General features: G+C 36.9%; 17 protein-coding genes. 10 read left to right on the top strand and 7 right to left on the bottom strand.

Annotation, left to right across the window (positions count from 1 at the left end; genetic code table 11):
* The 3 genes from CCAL_RS05560 to CCAL_RS05550 are packed head-to-tail and all read left to right on the top strand — an operon-like array spanning position 1 to position 2,989.
* The gene (locus tag CCAL_RS05560) at positions 1 to 429 is read left to right on the top strand and encodes a hypothetical protein (RefSeq protein WP_169935531.1); all 429 of its coding nucleotides are present in this window, start codon (positions 1 to 3) and stop codon (positions 427 to 429) included.
* Complete coding sequence (locus tag CCAL_RS05555) at positions 426 to 2,201, top strand: AlwI family type II restriction endonuclease (protein WP_170015558.1); 1,776 nt, start codon at positions 426 to 428, stop codon at positions 2,199 to 2,201. Before CCAL_RS05560 ends, CCAL_RS05555 begins: the two co-directional genes overlap by 4 nt.
* On the top strand, positions 2,198 to 2,989 hold the full coding sequence (locus CCAL_RS05550) for a DNA-methyltransferase (protein WP_169935535.1): 792 nt from the start codon (positions 2,198 to 2,200) through the stop codon (positions 2,987 to 2,989). Before CCAL_RS05555 ends, CCAL_RS05550 begins: the two co-directional genes overlap by 4 nt.
* A gap of 58 nt (positions 2,990 to 3,047) precedes the next feature.
* Here CCAL_RS05550 and CCAL_RS05545 read toward each other — a convergent pair whose 3' ends face one another.
* From CCAL_RS05545 to CCAL_RS05530, 4 genes are all read right to left on the bottom strand, one after another.
* A complete protein-coding gene (locus tag CCAL_RS05545; protein ID WP_170015556.1) occupies positions 3,048 to 3,890 on the bottom strand; it encodes a cysteine ABC transporter substrate-binding protein in 843 nt (280 codons plus the stop codon).
* Between the two features lie 130 nt (positions 3,891 to 4,020).
* Positions 4,021 to 4,755 carry an amino acid ABC transporter ATP-binding protein gene (locus tag CCAL_RS05540; protein WP_194239089.1) on the bottom strand — a complete coding sequence of 245 codons (735 nt, stop codon included), beginning with the start codon at positions 4,753 to 4,755 and terminating at the stop codon, positions 4,021 to 4,023.
* 10 nt (positions 4,756 to 4,765) lie between these two features.
* Positions 4,766 to 5,434, bottom strand: a complete 669-nt coding sequence (locus CCAL_RS05535) for an amino acid ABC transporter permease (RefSeq protein WP_170015554.1) — start codon at positions 5,432 to 5,434, stop codon at positions 4,766 to 4,768.
* A complete protein-coding gene (locus tag CCAL_RS05530; protein ID WP_169935541.1) occupies positions 5,421 to 6,074 on the bottom strand; it encodes an amino acid ABC transporter permease in 654 nt (217 codons plus the stop codon). Before CCAL_RS05530 ends, CCAL_RS05535 begins: the two co-directional genes overlap by 14 nt.
* A gap of 121 nt (positions 6,075 to 6,195) precedes the next feature.
* Between CCAL_RS05530 and CCAL_RS05525 the strand changes: the two genes are divergently transcribed.
* Positions 6,196 to 6,441 (top strand): CBU_0592 family membrane protein, encoded by a 246-nt coding sequence (locus CCAL_RS05525; RefSeq protein WP_169935543.1) that lies wholly within the window; start codon positions 6,196 to 6,198, stop codon positions 6,439 to 6,441.
* 4 nt (positions 6,442 to 6,445) lie between these two features.
* Here the strand turns inward: CCAL_RS05525 and CCAL_RS05520 are convergent, their stop codons facing one another.
* Entirely contained in the window at positions 6,446 to 6,691 is a 246-nt protein-coding gene (locus CCAL_RS05520; protein ID WP_170015552.1) for a hypothetical protein, read from the bottom strand.
* Between the two features lie 188 nt (positions 6,692 to 6,879).
* On the opposite strand from CCAL_RS05520, the gene CCAL_RS05515 reads away from it, so the two are divergent.
* The 5 genes from CCAL_RS05515 to CCAL_RS05495 all read left to right on the top strand — a co-directional run bounded on the left by CCAL_RS05515 (position 6,880) and on the right by CCAL_RS05495 (position 12,981).
* The gene (locus CCAL_RS05515; RefSeq protein WP_170015550.1) at positions 6,880 to 7,851 is read left to right on the top strand and encodes an agmatine deiminase family protein; all 972 of its coding nucleotides are present in this window, start codon (positions 6,880 to 6,882) and stop codon (positions 7,849 to 7,851) included.
* Positions 7,851 to 8,747, top strand: coding sequence for a cation diffusion facilitator family transporter (locus CCAL_RS05510; RefSeq protein WP_236860478.1), 897 nt, complete (start codon positions 7,851 to 7,853; stop codon positions 8,745 to 8,747). The genes CCAL_RS05515 and CCAL_RS05510 overlap by 1 nt, the downstream gene beginning before the upstream one ends.
* Before the next feature lie 20 nt (positions 8,748 to 8,767).
* Positions 8,768 to 9,640 carry a carbon-nitrogen hydrolase gene (locus CCAL_RS05505; protein ID WP_170000014.1) on the top strand — a complete coding sequence of 291 codons (873 nt, stop codon included), beginning with the start codon at positions 8,768 to 8,770 and terminating at the stop codon, positions 9,638 to 9,640.
* 196 nt (positions 9,641 to 9,836) lie between these two features.
* Positions 9,837 to 10,775 (top strand): TAXI family TRAP transporter solute-binding subunit, encoded by a 939-nt coding sequence (locus CCAL_RS05500; RefSeq protein ID WP_169935553.1) that lies wholly within the window; start codon positions 9,837 to 9,839, stop codon positions 10,773 to 10,775.
* A gap of 139 nt (positions 10,776 to 10,914) precedes the next feature.
* Positions 10,915 to 12,981 (top strand): TRAP transporter permease, encoded by a 2,067-nt coding sequence (locus CCAL_RS05495; RefSeq protein ID WP_170015548.1) that lies wholly within the window; start codon positions 10,915 to 10,917, stop codon positions 12,979 to 12,981.
* Between the two features lie 60 nt (positions 12,982 to 13,041).
* On the opposite strand, the gene CCAL_RS05490 is transcribed toward CCAL_RS05495, so the two are convergent.
* Complete coding sequence (locus tag CCAL_RS05490; protein WP_170015546.1) at positions 13,042 to 13,692, bottom strand: M48 family metallopeptidase; 651 nt, start codon at positions 13,690 to 13,692, stop codon at positions 13,042 to 13,044.
* On the bottom strand, positions 13,668 to 14,987 hold the full coding sequence (locus CCAL_RS05485) for an MATE family efflux transporter (RefSeq protein WP_169935559.1): 1,320 nt from the start codon (positions 14,985 to 14,987) through the stop codon (positions 13,668 to 13,670). The genes CCAL_RS05490 and CCAL_RS05485 overlap by 25 nt, the downstream gene beginning before the upstream one ends.
* 162 nt (positions 14,988 to 15,149) lie before the next feature.
* Between CCAL_RS05485 and CCAL_RS05480 the strand changes: the two genes are divergently transcribed.
* Complete coding sequence (locus CCAL_RS05480; RefSeq protein WP_169935561.1) at positions 15,150 to 16,463, top strand: sodium-dependent transporter; 1,314 nt, start codon at positions 15,150 to 15,152, stop codon at positions 16,461 to 16,463.
* Position 16,464: the final 1 nt, after the last annotated feature.

Below are 16,464 nucleotides of genomic sequence, written 5' to 3'. Positions count from 1 at the left end.
ATGGAAGCAAAGATAATAAAGATAATAGATAATACTAAGGTAACTATAAATAAAGGTAGGATTGATAATATAAATCAAACCGATATATTTATTGTATTTCAAAAAGACGGAGAGATATTTGATCCAGATACAAATGAGAGTTTGGGTATTTTAGAAATTCCAAAACTTAAAATGAAAGTTTTTGACATTCAAGAAAAAATGACCATTTTAGAGAGTGCCGAAAAAGAGATTATTAAACCAATCACTAAAAAAATCATAACTAAAAAAACCAATACAGATAATATGCGTCCAAGTAGTATTTATAATTTAATTGGTGGCACAAAAGAACATATAGAAGAAGTTATTGAAACATCAGAGCCGGAATATCAAGTGGTAACAATAAAATCTAGAAATATAACAACCGAAGATTTTGCAAGAAAAATACAATGAATAAAAAAGTTTGGTCGATTTCGACAACCGTTAGAAACCCAGAGAGGCTTAAAGATTTTTTAGCTACGTTAAGTGAAATAGACGGCAGAGCTTGGGACGGCTTAGCTCAGATGGAATTTCAAGCTAGACTTATTAAAAATCGCGTTTACGGATTTTCAAATTCGCAGTTTTATAACGGGTTAGATAAAAATTTAATTAAACTTATAGATAACCCGAATAACGAGATTTCGCTTGATAAGGCGATGGAAATTTTTGAGGCAAAAAACTATGAAGACCCCGCAATGCGTGGGCGAACCTCTTTTAAACCGCTTGAAAAAATCGGACTTGCTACGATAGAAAATAAATTTATAAAAATTACCGATTTGGGGCGAGATTTTTTACTAGACAAGCTTGATTTAGGCGAACTTTATCTAAAAAGTTTTTTAAAATGGCAGTATCCAAACCCCGTCGATAAAGAATTTGCGGATGCAAAAATTTACAATATAAAGCCCTTTATCGCGACACTTCATCTAATAAACGAAGTAAATCAAATTTGTAAAAACAAAGGGTTAAAAGCAAAAGGTATCTCAAAGCTCGAATTTACTATTTTTGCACAAAGTTTATTGGATTTTACCTGTCTAAAGACCCAGGCTCAAAATTTAATCGACTTTAGAACCGAGCTTGGTAAGATAAAAGACTACAAAAAAGAGCAAGAATTTATAGATAATTATATAAATAATTTTTTTGCAGACTTTCAAAATGCCACATTTAAAAATTTAAAAGATTATGCGGATAATACCATAAGATATTTTAGGCTTACGCGTCTTATCTACATAAGAGGCGGCGGATATTATATAGATTTAGAGCCTAGGAGGTCTGTGGAGATTAGGAATCTGCTTACTTCGTTTAACGCAACCGCCGATGATTTTACAAAAGATGAATATAAAAAATACATTTGCGATAAAAATTTACCTATTTTGCCTTGGCAAGATAAGCAAAACGAAATTCTTGATAATCTAAAATGCGAAATAAAAGAGCTAGAAAAAAGCTTAAATTTAAAAGAGACTTTTGTGATACAAAGCGATGAATTAGAGAGCCAAATAACAGAGCTTAGAGCTTATAGAGGTGAACTTTTAAATCTGATTCTAAAAGCTAGGTTTGAAAATTTAGACAACATAGACAAGGTAATAGAGGCTTTAAAAAACATAAATAAACTTGATATCAAGCCTAGCATTGCACTTGAAAAATATATAAATTTATCATTAAATATCATTAATGACGCGATTAAAATAAAGCCCAATTCGCTTTTTGGCGATGATAATGAGATAATATTTACAGCACCCGCAAATAGACCAGATATTGAGTGTTTTTATGATGGGTTTAACTCTATTTGCGAAGTTACGATCCTAAGCGGACGCAATCAATGGTATAATGAAGGACAGCCTGTGATGAGGCATTTAAGGGAGTTTGAAAATGTTTCTGCAAAAGAAGATAACTACTGCATTTTTATTGCTCCCAAAATTCACAGAGACACTTTAAATACTTTTTGGATAGCAAACAAATATGAATATGAGGGCAAAAAACAAAAGATAATCCCGCTAAATATAGCTCAAATCATAGAAATTTTAACCGCCGTCAAAACGGCAAAAGCGGATAAAAAGATGATTTCTCATATTAAATTTAAAAATTTGCTGGATTTTATCATAAAAGATGTGGAGATATCACAAAACTGCGATGAGTGGATGGCAAAAATCCCTGTAAAAATTTTAAGCTATAAAGAAAGCTTGATATGAACAAAATTTATCACGGAGATTGTATTGAAATTTTAAAAACAATCAAACCAAAAAGCGTTCAGCTTGTATTTGCCGATCCGCCATATAATCTATCTGGTAACGGGCTAAAACTTATAAATAATAAAACTGGCGGTGATTATTTTATGGTAAATGAAGCTTGGGATAAAATGGATAGCGATAAATACGAGCGATTTACTCACGAATGGGTGGAGCTTTGTAGTAAAACATTAAAAGATAACGGATCTATTTTTATCGCTTGTAGCTATCACAATATCGCTGAAGCGATTACGGCTTTAAAGCATAGCAAATTTGAGATAAAAAACATAATCACGTGGCAAAAAACAAACGCAATGCCGAATTTAACAAGGCGAGTTTTGACCCACACGACGGAATTCGTAGTATGGGCGGTCAAAGGAAGCGGTTGGGTTTTTAACTATGAAATTTTAAAAGAACTAAATCCTGATAGACAAAAAGATGGCTCCAAAAAACAGCTTAGAGACGTGTGGCAAATCCCGCTTTGTCAAGGCAAGGAGCGACTAAAAGACGAAAATAGCGGCAAGGCTTTGCACCCGACGCAAAAACCGGAGGAGCTATTAAAACGCATAATTTTAGGCTTTTCAAATGTTGGCGATATAGTGCTTGATCCATTTGCAGGGAGCGGAACGACTCCGTTTATAGCAAAAAGATACGATAGAAAATTTATCGGCATAGAAAAAGATGAGAGATATTATGATGCTATTCTGCAAAGGCTCCATTGTAATTGCGTTGAAAGCTTTATAAAATATTAAGATTTGTATTAATTGTTTATGACTTCAGGATAGATAAAAGGAGCAAGAGCTCCTTTTATTAAAGTTTGCCGCCTTCAACGACTAAAGATTCAGGATTTACACTATCGCCGTAAATTGGTTTAAGTGTTGCATCGTAAGCTTTATGGAAGAAATTTTCTTTCGCAAGTTCTGCTATCTCGTTGTTTATCCACTCAAGTAAAGTTTTGTTCCCTTTTCTAACTGCAGGAGCGATCACGTCGATATCTCCAAGAGCTTCAACTCCAACTTTAAAACCTGGATTTTCTTTTGCCCATGCAAAAAGTAGGGCGTTATCATGAGCTAAAGCAGCACCACGACCATCAAGCAACGCGCCAAATGTTTCTGTATTTTGGTCAAATTTTAAAAGCTCTATATCTGGGTGATTTTTAGTAAAATAAGCATCGGCAGTTGTGCCTTTGTTTACGATCAGTTTTTTGCCTTTTAGTTCACTTATGTCTTTTATAGGAGCGCCATCTGGACTAACTATACCAAGGCTAACTTTCATATATGGCAATGCAAAATCAACTATTTGTGCACGTTCGGGTGTTTTGGTGAAGTTTGCGAGGATTATATCAACTTTGTTTGCAACTAAGAATTCAGCTCTGCTTGCAGCTTCTACAAGTTCAAATTTTACCTTGTTTTCATCTCCCAGCAAGTCTTTTGCGATACGTTTTGCAAAGTAAACGTCATAGCCTTCGTTTTTGCCGTCTTTGCCGATATATCCAAACGGTGGTTTGTCGCTAAAAACGCCTATACGAACAAATCCTTGCTCTTTTATTTTAGCCAGTGCGTCATTTTGCGCATCGGCAACTTTGTCATTACCACAACCCGTTAGAAAGACGGTAGCGATAAGTGCTAAAAATGAAAAAATAATTTTCTTCATCTCTTTCTCCTTGTGTTAAAATAAGACCAAAATAGTATTAGAAATTTACTAAAAAGAAGTTTAAATATTTAAAAAATAAATATAATGTAAAAAATAACGGCAAAATAATAAAAAAATTGCCGTTATCTGACTAGAATGTAAATAAATTTAAGAATTTTTTAGCGCGTTCGGTTTTTGGATTTGAAAAGAATTTTTCAGGCGTGTTTTGTTCAATTATATGTCCGCCGTCCATAAATACAATCCTGTCCGCAACTGCGCGGGCAAAGTCCATTTCGTGGGTTACGATTAGCATCGTCATGCCCTCTTTGGCTAAATTTAGTATGACATTTAACACTTCTCGGACGATTTCAGGATCAAGTGCTGCCGTAACCTCGTCAAATAGCATTAGTTCCGGGTTCATGCAAAGCGCTCTTACGATGGCGATACGTTGTTTTTGACCGCCACTAAGCTCTTTTGGACGGGCAAATTTTTTATCGCTAAGGCCGACTTTTTCAAGCCACATATCTGCTTCTTTTTCTACTTCTTCTTTGTTTCTGCCCTGGGCTTTTATGGGACCTAGCATGATATTTTCAAGCACATTCATGTGGTCAAAAAGTTCATAACTTTGAAAGACCATTCCCACGCGTTGGCGCATTTTTGTCCAGTTTTTATAGTCTTTTGTCACTGTATCGCCGGCTATGATTATCTCGCCGCTAGCTATACTCTCAAGTCCGTTTATACATCTTAAAGTTGTGCTTTTACCACATCCCGAAGGTCCTAGAAGAACTACGACTTCACCTTGTTTTACTTGTAAATTTATATCATGTAAAGCCTGTGATGATCCATAAAATTTATTAACGTTTTTAAGCTCTAAAATATAGTCCAAATTTCACTCCTTAGCCCCAACGCTCTTCTAATTTTTTTGAAAATTTAGAGATTGGATAGCAGATTATAAAATATAAAAAGAATATAAAACCATAAACCCAAAACGGCGCCATATTGTTTGTAAATACGTGTCGTTCGATGATTTGCTGACCTACTTTTACAACTTCTACAACACCAATTAACACAACAATAGACGTTGTTTTTATCATACGACTAAGTAAATTTACGGCTCCAGGAACCAGCCTACGAAACGCCAAAGGCACGATAACATAAGTGTAAATTTTAAATTTGTTTAGTCCTAGACTCTGTGCACTTTCAAACTGGTGTTTTGGTATGGAGACGACTGCGCCGCGCACGATATCCATCATCTCAAAAACTCCCCATACGCTAAAAACTAAAAGCGAGGCCATAAACGCGCTAATATGCATCCCCGTAGCCCTTGTAAGACCAAAATAGAATATAAAAAGCCAAACGATGGTTGGCATTATGCGCACTATCTCAAGGCAAATTTTAAGTAGCCAATAAAGTGGTTTGTTTTTTAGGCTCATTAAAACGCCAAGCACCAAGCCGCCAAAAACAGAAATAATAATAGAAATGACCGAAATTTCAAGGCTTACTAGCAAGCCTTGCATGAGGCGCATTAGAGTTTCTTGTTCAAAAAGTATATTAACTCCTTGCATTTGCCATCCTTTTTTCCCATATGCTTAAGGCAAACGAGATAGGTAATATGATGGCTAGATAGCTCATCACTAGCATAAACAGTGCCTCATCTGTCTTATAATAAAGTCCGATGATATCTTTTGCGACATAGACAAGGTCGGCTAATGCGACTATGCTTACGATCGAGGTTTCTTTTAACAAAAATATCACATTTGCACTGATGCTTGGAAGCGCCACTCTAAAGGCTTGCGGCGAGACGATATGGTATAAAATTTGCGTTTTATTTAGTCCGATACTAAGTCCTGCTTCGATTTGGGATATTCTTACCGACTCGTATCCTAGCCTAAAACTTTCTGCCATATAACTTCCGCCCAAAAAGGCAAGTCCGATAACCGCACATGAAAATGAGCTTAAATTTATACCAAGTTTTGGCAAGCCGTAGTATAAAAAGAAAAGCTGGATAAGAAGAGGGGTGTTTCTGCTTAGCTCGATGTATCCCGTTACTAGCGGTTTTAAAGGCTTAATGTGAAAATATCTAATCGCCATACATAAAATGCCTATAGTGATAGAGAAAAATATACCCAAAAACGCTAGTTCAAGCGTTAAAATGCCGGCTTTTATATACATAGGATAAAATTTAGCAATAAAATCAAAATCCATAATTTTCCAAACTGAAGTAAATTTAAAAAGACTGATTTTATCCAAAAAATACTAAATTTATCTTTTACGGAATTACTAAAGCTAAATTTTGATAAGATACAAACTTTTTTCGGGAGTTAATGTGGATATTTTTCAATTTATTGGATTTTTGGGCATGCTCTGCGTTGTTGGAGCATATTTTTTACTTCAACTCGGACGAGTGGACGCCAACAGCATGCGTTTTCAGGTTATAAATTTGATCGGAGCAGTCTTGCTTATCGTGTCGCTTTGTGTTCATTTTAACCTAGGCTCATTTTTGATAGAGGTTTTTTGGATAGGCATAACGCTTTATGGGATTTATAAAATTTTAAGAGAAAGAAAACGATAAGAGCTTACGCGTTATACCGTGGAAATTTAGCCGTGATACTTATAAACGGGCTTTGGTTTGACGCAGTGTTGCTGTTTGTGTGACAGCTAGAGCAAAGATAGGTTGTGCCTGTAAAGCACTTTTCGTCCAAAGCCTTAGGCTCAAGATATCTTGTAGTTTCATTTACTGGCTTTGCACCACATATAATACTCTTGGCATCTATCACGCCGTTTTCATCCATGCCATGCTTTTTTACCTCACAAGGCGCCACATTTTTAGCCTTTGTTTTTGTCGCTTCAAAGGCAAGTGTGTAAGTAAGCGTCGCCTAGACACCGATTAGCAAGGCTGTCATTTTTATAAATTGTCTGTAAAATTTATGATAAAATATCTGCTTTAATAACATAGTAAGTAAATTTTTGTGAGAATTTGTAATGTTGTCACATAAAAAGGAAATGATCAATGAAAGCTTATGCAGAATGGGAAAAACAAGAGAGTTTGCTTTTGTCTTTGCCGCATGAAAACAGCGACTGGGCGGAGTATCTGGAAGAAATTTTAAACTCATACGAAGAGCTTGTCGCAGCTGTTACGCCTTATCAAAAGTGTGTTTTAATCTGTCCTAATGATAAAATTTTAGATCGTTTTAGAAAGTTTCAAAACTGTGAGTTTTTGCGTATCGACACAAACGATACATGGATAAGAGATTACGGTATGATAGATGTTAAAAACGGCGATAAAATTTTAAGTTATAACTTTAAATTTAATGCTTGGGGCGGAAAATTTGATAGTAAAAAAGACGATCTTGCAAATAAAAGCCTAAATGCACATTTTGGCGGTATGATGCAAGATATAGACATGATACTTGAGGGTGGTAGCGTTGAATTTGACGGAGATAAAACGCTTTTGACGACTGAGCATTGCTTGTTGAATGACAATAGAAATAAAAATTTAAGTAAGGCGCAGATAGAAGAAAAACTTAGTAAATTATTTGGCTTAGAGCGTATAATTTGGCTAAAGCACGGCTTTATTAAAGGAGATGACACGGATCATCATATCGATACTTTAGCGCGTTTTATATCGCCAGATACGATAGCTTATGCTAGTTGTGATGATAAAAATGATGAGCATTACGAGGAGCTTAGTAGGATGAAGGCCGAGCTTGAAGCTACGGGGCTTAAGTTGCTCGCATTGCCGCTACCAAGTGCTAAATTTTACGACGGCAAAAGATTAGGTTGCACGTATACAAATTTTATATTTGTAAATAACGCGTTGATCGTGCCGACTTACGACGACAAAAACGACGAGTTGGTTTTAAGCTTACTTAGTAAAGCGTTGCCGAATTTAAAGATCGTCGGGGTAAATTCTTTGGTTTTTGTGCGCCAAAACGGCTCGCTTCACTGCTCTAGTCAAAATAGATTTGCAGGAAAAAGATGATGGACGCAAAAGACGATACAAAAATGTCTGTTAAAAAAACTCAACGAAATGCTGTTTTGATCGCCGGTTTTACGGCTTTTGTGTTGGCTGTTGTTAAATTTATAGCAGGTGTTTTTAGCGGTTCTGTTGCCGTGCTTAGCTCGGCGATCGACTCTATGCTTGACCTGCTTGTATCGGTCTTAAATTTTTTTGCGATTAGAAAATCCCAAGCCTCGCCAAACGCAAAATTTAACTTCGGCTATACAAAAGTAGAGGCGCTGGCTGCATTGTTTGAGGGTATTTTTATCATTGGCATCGCGCTTTTTATCCTTTATGAAAGCATTATGAAGATAAGAGCGGACGAAGTTAGCATAAATGTCGATATTAGTATTTTAGTGATGTGTTTTTCGTTGGTTGTAACCGGCATTTTGGTAGCGTTTTTAAACAGAGTTACAAAGCGAACCAATAACTTGATAATAAAAGCCGACGCGCTGCATTATAAGAGCGACCTTGTAACAAATTTAGCCGTTGTGGCAGCTCTTTTGATTATTAAATTTAGCGGATTTGTTATGATAGATGCTATTTTTGGTATTATAATTAGCGGTTATATAGCTGTGAGTGCGGTAAATTTAATGAAAGAAAGCGTAGGCGTGCTTTTGGATAAAGCACTTGATGAAAACGTAACAGATGCCATAAAAGAGATAATCTTGTCAAAACCGCAGGTTGCAGGCTTTCACGGGCTTACTAGCAGACAAAGCGCAAACATCTGCTACCTTGGGGTTCATTTGGTTTTTAACCGTGAAATTTCACTCTTTGACGCGCATGAAATTTCAAATGAGATTGAAAGAGAGATAGCTCTTAAATTTAGCGAATTTGAATGGAATTTCACTACTCATCTTGACCCGTATGATGATTAAAATTAAAATAAAGGAAAATAATGAAAACAGCTTTGATCCAACAAAAATTTCACGGCTCAAAAGAAGAAACGATCAAAAAAACTTGTGACCTTATCAAAGAAGCAGCCAGCGGCGGCGCTAAATTAGTGGTGCTTCAGGAGCTTCACCAGACGCAATACTTTTGCCAAAGTGAAGATACGGCCTTTTTTGATCTTGCAAACGAGTGGGAGAGTGATGTTAAATTTTGGAGCGATGTAGCAAAACAAAACAACGTAGTTTTAGTAACTTCGCTATTTGAGAAGCGCACCGCCGGACTTTATCATAACACGGCTTTTGTGTTTGAGCGCGATGGAAGCATGGCTGGTAAATATAGAAAGATGCATATCCCCGATGATCCGCTTTTTTATGAGAAATTTTATTTCACGCCTGGAGACATTGGCTTTGAGCCGATACAAACAAGTGTTGGCAAACTAGGTGTTTTGGTGTGTTGGGATCAGTGGTATCCTGAGGCTGCAAGACTGATGGCTTTAAAGGGGGCTGAAATTTTAATTTATCCAACTGCGATCGGTTGGTTTGACGGTGATGGCGAAGATGAAAAGTCACGCCAGCTTGAAGCATGGGTAGCAGTGCAAAGGGGGCATGCCGTGGCAAACGGAGTGCCGGTAGTGGCTGTAAATCGCATTGGTTTTGAAACTGATAGCTCTGGAGTCGCAGACGGCATAAGATTTTGGGGTAATAGCTTTGTTTTTGGCTCACAAGGAGAGCAAATTTTTAGAGCCGATAGTGCCAGTGAGAAGTGTTTTTTAGTAGATATCGATATGAAAAGAAGCGAAGAAGTGCGTAGAATTTGGCCGTTCTTACGTGATCGCAGGATAGAGTTCTATGGAAAATTAACAAAGAGATTTATCGACTAAGGGCGAAAAATATTTATAATTTTATAAATACAATAAAAAATAATATAAATTTTTTCTTAGTTATTAAAATTTTAAAGGTAATTTCATTTTTACACATTTTTATAAAAAATGATAAATTTTTTACTAATTTCTTGCAAAAAAATTGTAAAAATGACAAAATAAGGTTGTCTATCGACAAAATCACAAAGGAGAAAATATGAAAAAAAGTTCATTGATACTTTCAGGCTTACTGCTTGCTTCTACTTTAGGCGCTAAAGAATTTGTAAGTATAGGCACTGGCGGCATGACAGGCACTTACTATCCTATAGGAGGCGCTATATGCAGACTTGTAAACAAAGATCCAAATATCAAATGTTCAGTTCAATCAACCGGCGGTTCTGTTTATAACGTTAATAACGTGCTTAAAAAAGAGCTTACATTTGGTTTTGTTCAAAGTGATGTGGTTTATGATAAATTTAACGGAACTGGCAAATTTGAAAAAATGGGTGATCAAAGATTGCGCTCGGTCGTATCTATATATCCTGAGCTTTTAGCGCTTGTTGTTACAAAGGATAGCGGTATAAAAAGCATTGAAGACTTAGCCGGTAAAAAATACAATGTAGGAAATCCTGGTAGTGGTAACGAAGTAACAACCCTAGCTGTGTTTAAAGCTAAGAAATTTGATGTTGCTAAGCTTGGATATCGTGGTGTTTTGACGGTGCAAGAGTGCCCTCATGCGCTAAAAGATAAAAAAATAGACGGCTATAGCTTTATGGTGGGACACCCTACAGCAAATATCACTGATGCGGCAAACTCAATGCCTATTGACATCTTGGATATTACTGGCGAAGACGTTGATAAGATGATAGCCGACTATCCGTATTTTGCAAAAGGTGTTATACCAAACGGTAGCTATGAAGGTATAAATAGAGATGTAAATAGTATAGGTGTTAAGGCTGTTTTGGTGGCTGATGAAAGTGCTAGCAATGAGGCTGTTAGAGCTGTTGTTAAGTCAATACTTGATAATTTTGATGAGTATAAAACTTTACACCCTGCGCTAAAATCAGTAACAAAAGAGAGCTTAATCCAAGGTCTTTCAGCGCCTTTACACCCTGCGGCTGAGGCTGTATTTAAAGAAGCTGGGATTATAAAATAATTAAAATTTTTCAGCAGATTTTTCTGCTGAAAATCACTTAAATTTTTAAAAAATCTATATTTTAAAACGCTAGCTAAGCAGTTAAAAATTTTTATTTTGATATAATTTAGGCTTTTTAAGATTTTAAGCAAGGAGAGGTATGGAGAATAAAACTCACGAGAACGAAGAGCAATTCGTTGAAGTCAAAACGAGAGAGATAAATAGTAATTTTTACAACTGTTTTGTAGCTATTTTATGCTTTTCATGGTCTGTATTTCAGCTTTATATAGCGTATTTTCCTTTAAACACAAACATTGCAAGATCGGCACACCTTGCCTTTGCGATATCACTTGTATTCTTACTTTATCCGGTTACTTTTCACAAAAAAGCACATACAAGCTTGCCATTTTATGATCTAATACTATGTGTTGTCGGTACCTTGGCCGTGCTTTATCCGGCTATTGAATTTTATAGTTTGGCTGAAAGACCTGGTGATTATTTACAAAGAGATGTAATTATCGCATTTATCGCGGTTATCGTGCTTATAGAAGCAGGCAGAAGAGTCATCGGTCCGGCACTTGGTATTATTTCGATTTTATTTTTATTGTATGATTATTTTGGGCGATATATGCCAGATATTATCGCGCATCAGGGTGCAAGTTTTGAGAAATTAGCCGGTCATATGTTTTTAACAACGGAGGGAATTTTTGGAGTTCCTATCGGTGTTAGTGTTAGTTTTATATATCTTTTTGTGCTTTTTGGATCATTGCTTGAAAGAGCCGGAGCAGGGCAGTATTTTATAAATTTAGCCTTTTCTTTACTTGGTAAATTTAGAGGTGGTCCGGCAAAAGCTTCAGTTATAGCAAGTGGATTAACAGGCATGGTAAGCGGAAGCTCAACTGCAAACGTTGTGACTGTTGGAACTTTTACCATCCCACTTATGAAAAAAGCCGGTCTTAGTAGAACAAAAGCAGGCGCTATCGAAGTTGCGGCAGGAGTAAATGGTCAACTTATGCCTCCTATTATGGGTGCAGCTGCATTTATCATCGCTGAATTTTTAGGTATGACATATACAAATGTCATGATGGCGGCTGTTATACCTGCATTTGCATGTTATATCTCGTTATTTTTTATCGTGCATTTAGAAAGCTGTAAATTGGGATTAAAGGGGATAGAGCAAAGCGAATACCACTCAAGGCTTAAAATTTTCCTTAGCGGTATACATTATATCACGCCGATACTAGTCCTGCTTTATACGCTTTTGATTGCAAAAGAGTCTGCTATATCGGCAGCGTTTAATGCGATAGGATTTTTATTTTTGATAATGATATTTCAAGAGCCTGTAAAAAAACTAGCCCAAGGCGAAAAGATAAGCAAAGATGACGTTTTGGTCGGTTTTAGCGATATATTTTGGGCAATGGTTTCTGCGGCAAAAAGCATGACTACGATAGCTGTAGCAACAGGACTTGCGGGTATTATTGTCGGCTCTATATCGCTAACGGGACTTGGTCAAGTGCTTTCAGAGATAGTCGAGCAAGTCGCCGGAAATAATATAATCTTAATCCTACTTCTTACCGCTGTTATGTCGCTGGTGCTTGGTATGGGGCTTCCTACTACGGCAAACTACATAGTTGTTTCAAGCTTGGTCGCGCCTGTTATACTGCTTCTAGCGTATAAAAACGGCTTTTTAGTGCCGGCTATAGCTGCACATATGTTTGTGTTTTATTTTGGAATTTTAGCCGACGATACACCGCCTGTTGGTATCGCTGCATATGCGGCAGCAGGTATTGCCAAGGCAAATCCAGTCATAGTCGGACTTCAAGGATTTTTCTATGATCTTAGAACTGCGATCTTGCCGTTTGCATTTTTCTTTAATAACAAACTTATGCTAATCGAAAGCGTAAACCCAGATGATCCGCTTGATGCAAAAGGGATAGTTTGGATGAGTAATCCTTTTGAAATACTACTTGTTTTTGCAATGACAGTAATTGGTATGTTTGCATTTTCGAGTGTTTTGCAAGGGTATTTTGTGACAAAAGTCAGAATTTGGGAAAGGGTGCTTTTGGTATCAGTTGTGCCTTTGATGCTTGTGCCAAACATCTGTGCTAAATACTCTGTTGTGCCAAACGAATACGCCGCTTATGCGATAGGATTTGGTATATATATGTTTGTATTTGCTACTCAGTGGATGAAAAATAAACGAGAAAAATCCCTAGCCACTGCTTAAGATTAAATTCCCGATGTTTAGGTTTTAAATTTGAACATCGGTTTTTTTAATTTAAATTTCCTATACGATCTTGCCGTTTAGTCTTTTCTCTCTCTTTCTAAAGTCAGGCATTATACGCTCGATAAAGTTATAAAAACTCTTTTGATGATGCGGATATATAAGATGTGTTAGTTCGTGAAGAACGACGTATTTTATGAGCTCTTCGTCTTTTTCTATCAAATTTATATTTAAATTTATATATCCTTTGCGAGAGTTGCAACTCCCCCATCTAGTTTGCATATTTCTTACGGTGATGCGATTAACCTCACGATTCATAAGTGGCTTAAATTCCATTATTGCTTTGCTAAAAATTTCCTTTGCTCTGGTTTTTTTAAATTTTTCAAGCAAGTTTTTATCTTTTACTAAAATTTCATTGTCATCGATCACAGGTATCTTGTAAATTTCATCGAATTTTATCTTATAAATTTTGCCAAGTAGGATAAATTCATCATCTTTTGGCATGTTTTTTAAAATTCTCTCATGTGTATTTATAAGCCACTCTTTGTTTTTTTCTAAAAAATCTATAGCTTGTTTTTGAGTGGCACGAAAGGGTAGCGTCATCGAAATTTGCGCGTTTTTAGCTACTCTTAAATGAGTGTTTTTAACGCGCGGTTTGAAATTTAGCTTAACTTGTAGGTTATAAAAATTTATACAAGCCGTTTTGACTGCCATTTTTTACTCTTCCAGCGCCAAGTATTAACAAGTCCTCTTAGCCATTCATCAGCCGTAAATCCTATCCAAACGCCAAGTATCCCCCAGCCAAGATAAATTCCTAAAAAATACCCAAGCGGAAGACTTACGCCCCACATAAAAACTAAGCCCGTCATTAATGGAAATCTAGCATCGCCGCTAGCACGAAGAGCATTTACGATAACGATATTAAATGTCCTGCCGATCTCAAGCACGATAGATAGTGTAAAAAGTGGCAACATAACATCTTTTAACTCTTGTGTTAAATTTAACTCATGCATGATAAGGTCTTTTAACGCAAACATTATAAGCACAACAACAACGGTTGCAATAACGCCGTATCTTAATGCCCTAAAAGTACGGAGATAAGCCTCTTCAAACTGCTTAGCGCCAACCAAATGCCCGACTATAACTTCGTTTGCTATGCTTATGCTTGCCCCGCACAGAAGTATTAAAAGTGTTATTTGAAAGTAAATTGTTTGCACCGACAAACTTGCTTCTCCCATACTTGCAACAAAGCCAAAGGCGACCATGTATTGAGCCATCCAAAGCAGGTTTTCTCCGGCGCTTGGAAGCCCGACATGCAAAATTTTACGCAAGACGTTAAATGGTAAGCTAAATAGTCTTTTAATGAAAATTCTAACTTTTGCAAGGCGGATAAGCATAATGGCAAGCACGATAAGTCCGACAAATCGTCCTGCTATGGTTGATATAGCAACCCCGTATAGTCCGTAACTTGGCAAGCCAAACCAACCAAAAAGCATGATGGCGTTACCTGCAACGGTTATAATGTTCATTAAAAACGAAACAAACATAACCTCGGTAGCATATCCATAAACGCGCAAAATCGCAGCAAGCACCATGCCGATACCGTCAAACATGAGTGCAAAACCAAGCATATGTAAGTAGGTATAGCTTTCTTGTTGTAAATTTGCCGGGACTTTTAGAAGCTCTAAAATTTCATATCCGTAAAAAAAGATAAATGTCGCAGACAAAAGCCCTACGATAGAGTTAAATGTTATACTTGCGTGAATGACGCGTTTTACAAGTTTTTTGTTCTTAGCGCCTAAGGCTTGTGCCACTACGATAGAGCAACCCACGCTTAAAAAGCCAAATATCGTCATAAACAGGTCCATGACTTGGTTTCCTGCGCCCATAGCTCCGACTAGATGAACGCTTACCTTTGTCACCATATATGTGTTTATGATGAGTGTTATAAAGTGTAAAAACATATCCAAAAATATAGGTATGGTAAGTTTTTTGAGAGATAAATTCATAAAATTTTCCTTATAAAAGTGCTGATTTTACCTAAAATAGTAGAAATTTTAGTTTAAAGCTTGTAAATTTTACACACTTTGGCTTTTGGACGCATTATTGTTTCTTACAAATAAGATTTTTTAAGTATAATCATACAAAAACTAAATTTTAACGGATGAAAAATGGAAAAGAAAAATTTTACCTCTAGGTGGGCTTTTATTATCGCGTGTGTCGGCTCTGCCGTTGGCATGGCGAATGTCTGGGGCTTTCCGTATAAGGTCGGCGCAAACGGTGGTGGTGCTTTTTTGATCATCTATCTAATGTTTATCGCACTTTTTTCTTATGTTGCATTAAGTGCGGAGTATGCTATCGGCAGAAGGGCTAAAACAGGAACTCTTGGCTCATACGAATACGCCTTTGCAACAAGAGGACTCGGCGGCGTTGGTAAAATTTTAGGCTGGATACCGCTTGCAGGCTCTATGTGTATAGCTATCGGCTACGCGGTAATCATAGCTTACGTTTTAAAGGCTTTAACGCAAGCGCTTAGTGGCTCTTTAATGAGCGTTGATACAAATACCTGGTTTGAGTCCTTCGCTCTTACGCCGTATTCGGTTGTGCCTTTTCACATTATCGTTGTGGTCGGCACTTTGCTTACGTTATTTTTTGGAGCAAAAAGTATCGAAAAAACAAACAAGATCATGATGCCGTTATTTTTTATACTTTTTACTATTTTGGCGGTGCGTGTTGCTATGCTTGATGGTGCTTTTGAGGGGTATAAATTTATATTTAAGGCTGATTTCTCAAAGCTTAGCGACCCTATGGTTTGGGTTGCGGCTATGGGACAGGCGTTTTTCTCGCTTTCCATTACGGGCTCTGGCATGATAGTTTATGGTGCGTATTTGCCAAAGACTGAAGACGTGGTTGACTCTGCAAGAAAGACGGCGATATTTGATACCATAGCGGCTACTGTGGCGGCATTTGTTATGATACCTGCCGTATTTGCCTACTCTATGGATCCTGCTGCTGGACCTAAACTTCTTTTTGTAACCTTGCCTAAAATTTTACAAGATATGCCAGGTGGGCAAATTTTTGCGATCATACTTTTTACGGCTGTTATTTTTGGCGGAATTTCATCTTTGCAAAATATGTTTGAGGCTGTAGCCGAGTCGATACTTCATAAATTTCCAAAACTAAAACGAACTCACGTGCTTGTCGCTCTTTGTGTTGTATGCTTAGGAGTTGGTATAAACATGGAGATGATCTCAAGTTGGGGACCGTGGATGGATCTTGTTAGCATATATATCATTCCTATCGGTGCAGTTATCGGCGCTCTTTCTTGGTTTTGGGTGATAAAAAAAGAGGAGATAATGGACGAGATAAACACTGGAGCGGCCAAAAAGCACGGCGACTTATGGTATAACATCGGAAGATATGTTTATGTTCCTCTTGCCTTTGTGCTTTGCGTCATTGCGCTAAGTATGGGAATTTCATTTTAGG

Source organism: Campylobacter sp. RM6914 (assembly GCF_004803835.1).
In the GTDB taxonomy this organism is placed as follows: Bacteria; Campylobacterota; Campylobacteria; order Campylobacterales; family Campylobacteraceae; genus Campylobacter_A; species Campylobacter_A californiensis.
The sequence above is the reverse complement of the archived record's forward strand: the minus strand, read 5'-3'. Positions and strand labels throughout refer to the sequence as shown.

What these genes read in the sequence shown, in the direction of transcription:
- CCAL_RS05560 (WP_169935531.1), top strand. Translation starts at nt 1, where the DNA reads ATGGAAGCAAAGATAATAAAGATAATAGATAATACTAAGGTAACTATA.
- CCAL_RS05555 (WP_170015558.1), top strand. Translation starts at nt 426, where the DNA reads ATGAATAAAAAAGTTTGGTCGATTTCGACAACCGTTAGAAACCCAGAG.
- CCAL_RS05550 (WP_169935535.1), top strand. Translation starts at nt 2,198, where the DNA reads ATGAACAAAATTTATCACGGAGATTGTATTGAAATTTTAAAAACAATC.
- CCAL_RS05545 (WP_170015556.1), bottom strand. Translation starts at nt 3,890, where the DNA reads ATGAAGAAAATTATTTTTTCATTTTTAGCACTTATCGCTACCGTCTTT.
- CCAL_RS05535 (WP_170015554.1), bottom strand. Translation starts at nt 5,434, where the DNA reads ATGCAAGGAGTTAATATACTTTTTGAACAAGAAACTCTAATGCGCCTC.
- CCAL_RS05530 (WP_169935541.1), bottom strand. Translation starts at nt 6,074, where the DNA reads ATGGATTTTGATTTTATTGCTAAATTTTATCCTATGTATATAAAAGCC.
- CCAL_RS05515 (WP_170015550.1), top strand. Translation starts at nt 6,880, where the DNA reads ATGAAAGCTTATGCAGAATGGGAAAAACAAGAGAGTTTGCTTTTGTCT.
- CCAL_RS05510 (WP_236860478.1), top strand. Translation starts at nt 7,851, where the DNA reads ATGGACGCAAAAGACGATACAAAAATGTCTGTTAAAAAAACTCAACGA.
- CCAL_RS05505 (WP_170000014.1), top strand. Translation starts at nt 8,768, where the DNA reads ATGAAAACAGCTTTGATCCAACAAAAATTTCACGGCTCAAAAGAAGAA.
- CCAL_RS05500 (WP_169935553.1), top strand. Translation starts at nt 9,837, where the DNA reads ATGAAAAAAAGTTCATTGATACTTTCAGGCTTACTGCTTGCTTCTACT.
- CCAL_RS05495 (WP_170015548.1), top strand. Translation starts at nt 10,915, where the DNA reads ATGGAGAATAAAACTCACGAGAACGAAGAGCAATTCGTTGAAGTCAAA.
- CCAL_RS05490 (WP_170015546.1), bottom strand. Translation starts at nt 13,692, where the DNA reads ATGGCAGTCAAAACGGCTTGTATAAATTTTTATAACCTACAAGTTAAG.
- CCAL_RS05485 (WP_169935559.1), bottom strand. Translation starts at nt 14,987, where the DNA reads ATGAATTTATCTCTCAAAAAACTTACCATACCTATATTTTTGGATATG.
- CCAL_RS05480 (WP_169935561.1), top strand. Translation starts at nt 15,150, where the DNA reads ATGGAAAAGAAAAATTTTACCTCTAGGTGGGCTTTTATTATCGCGTGT.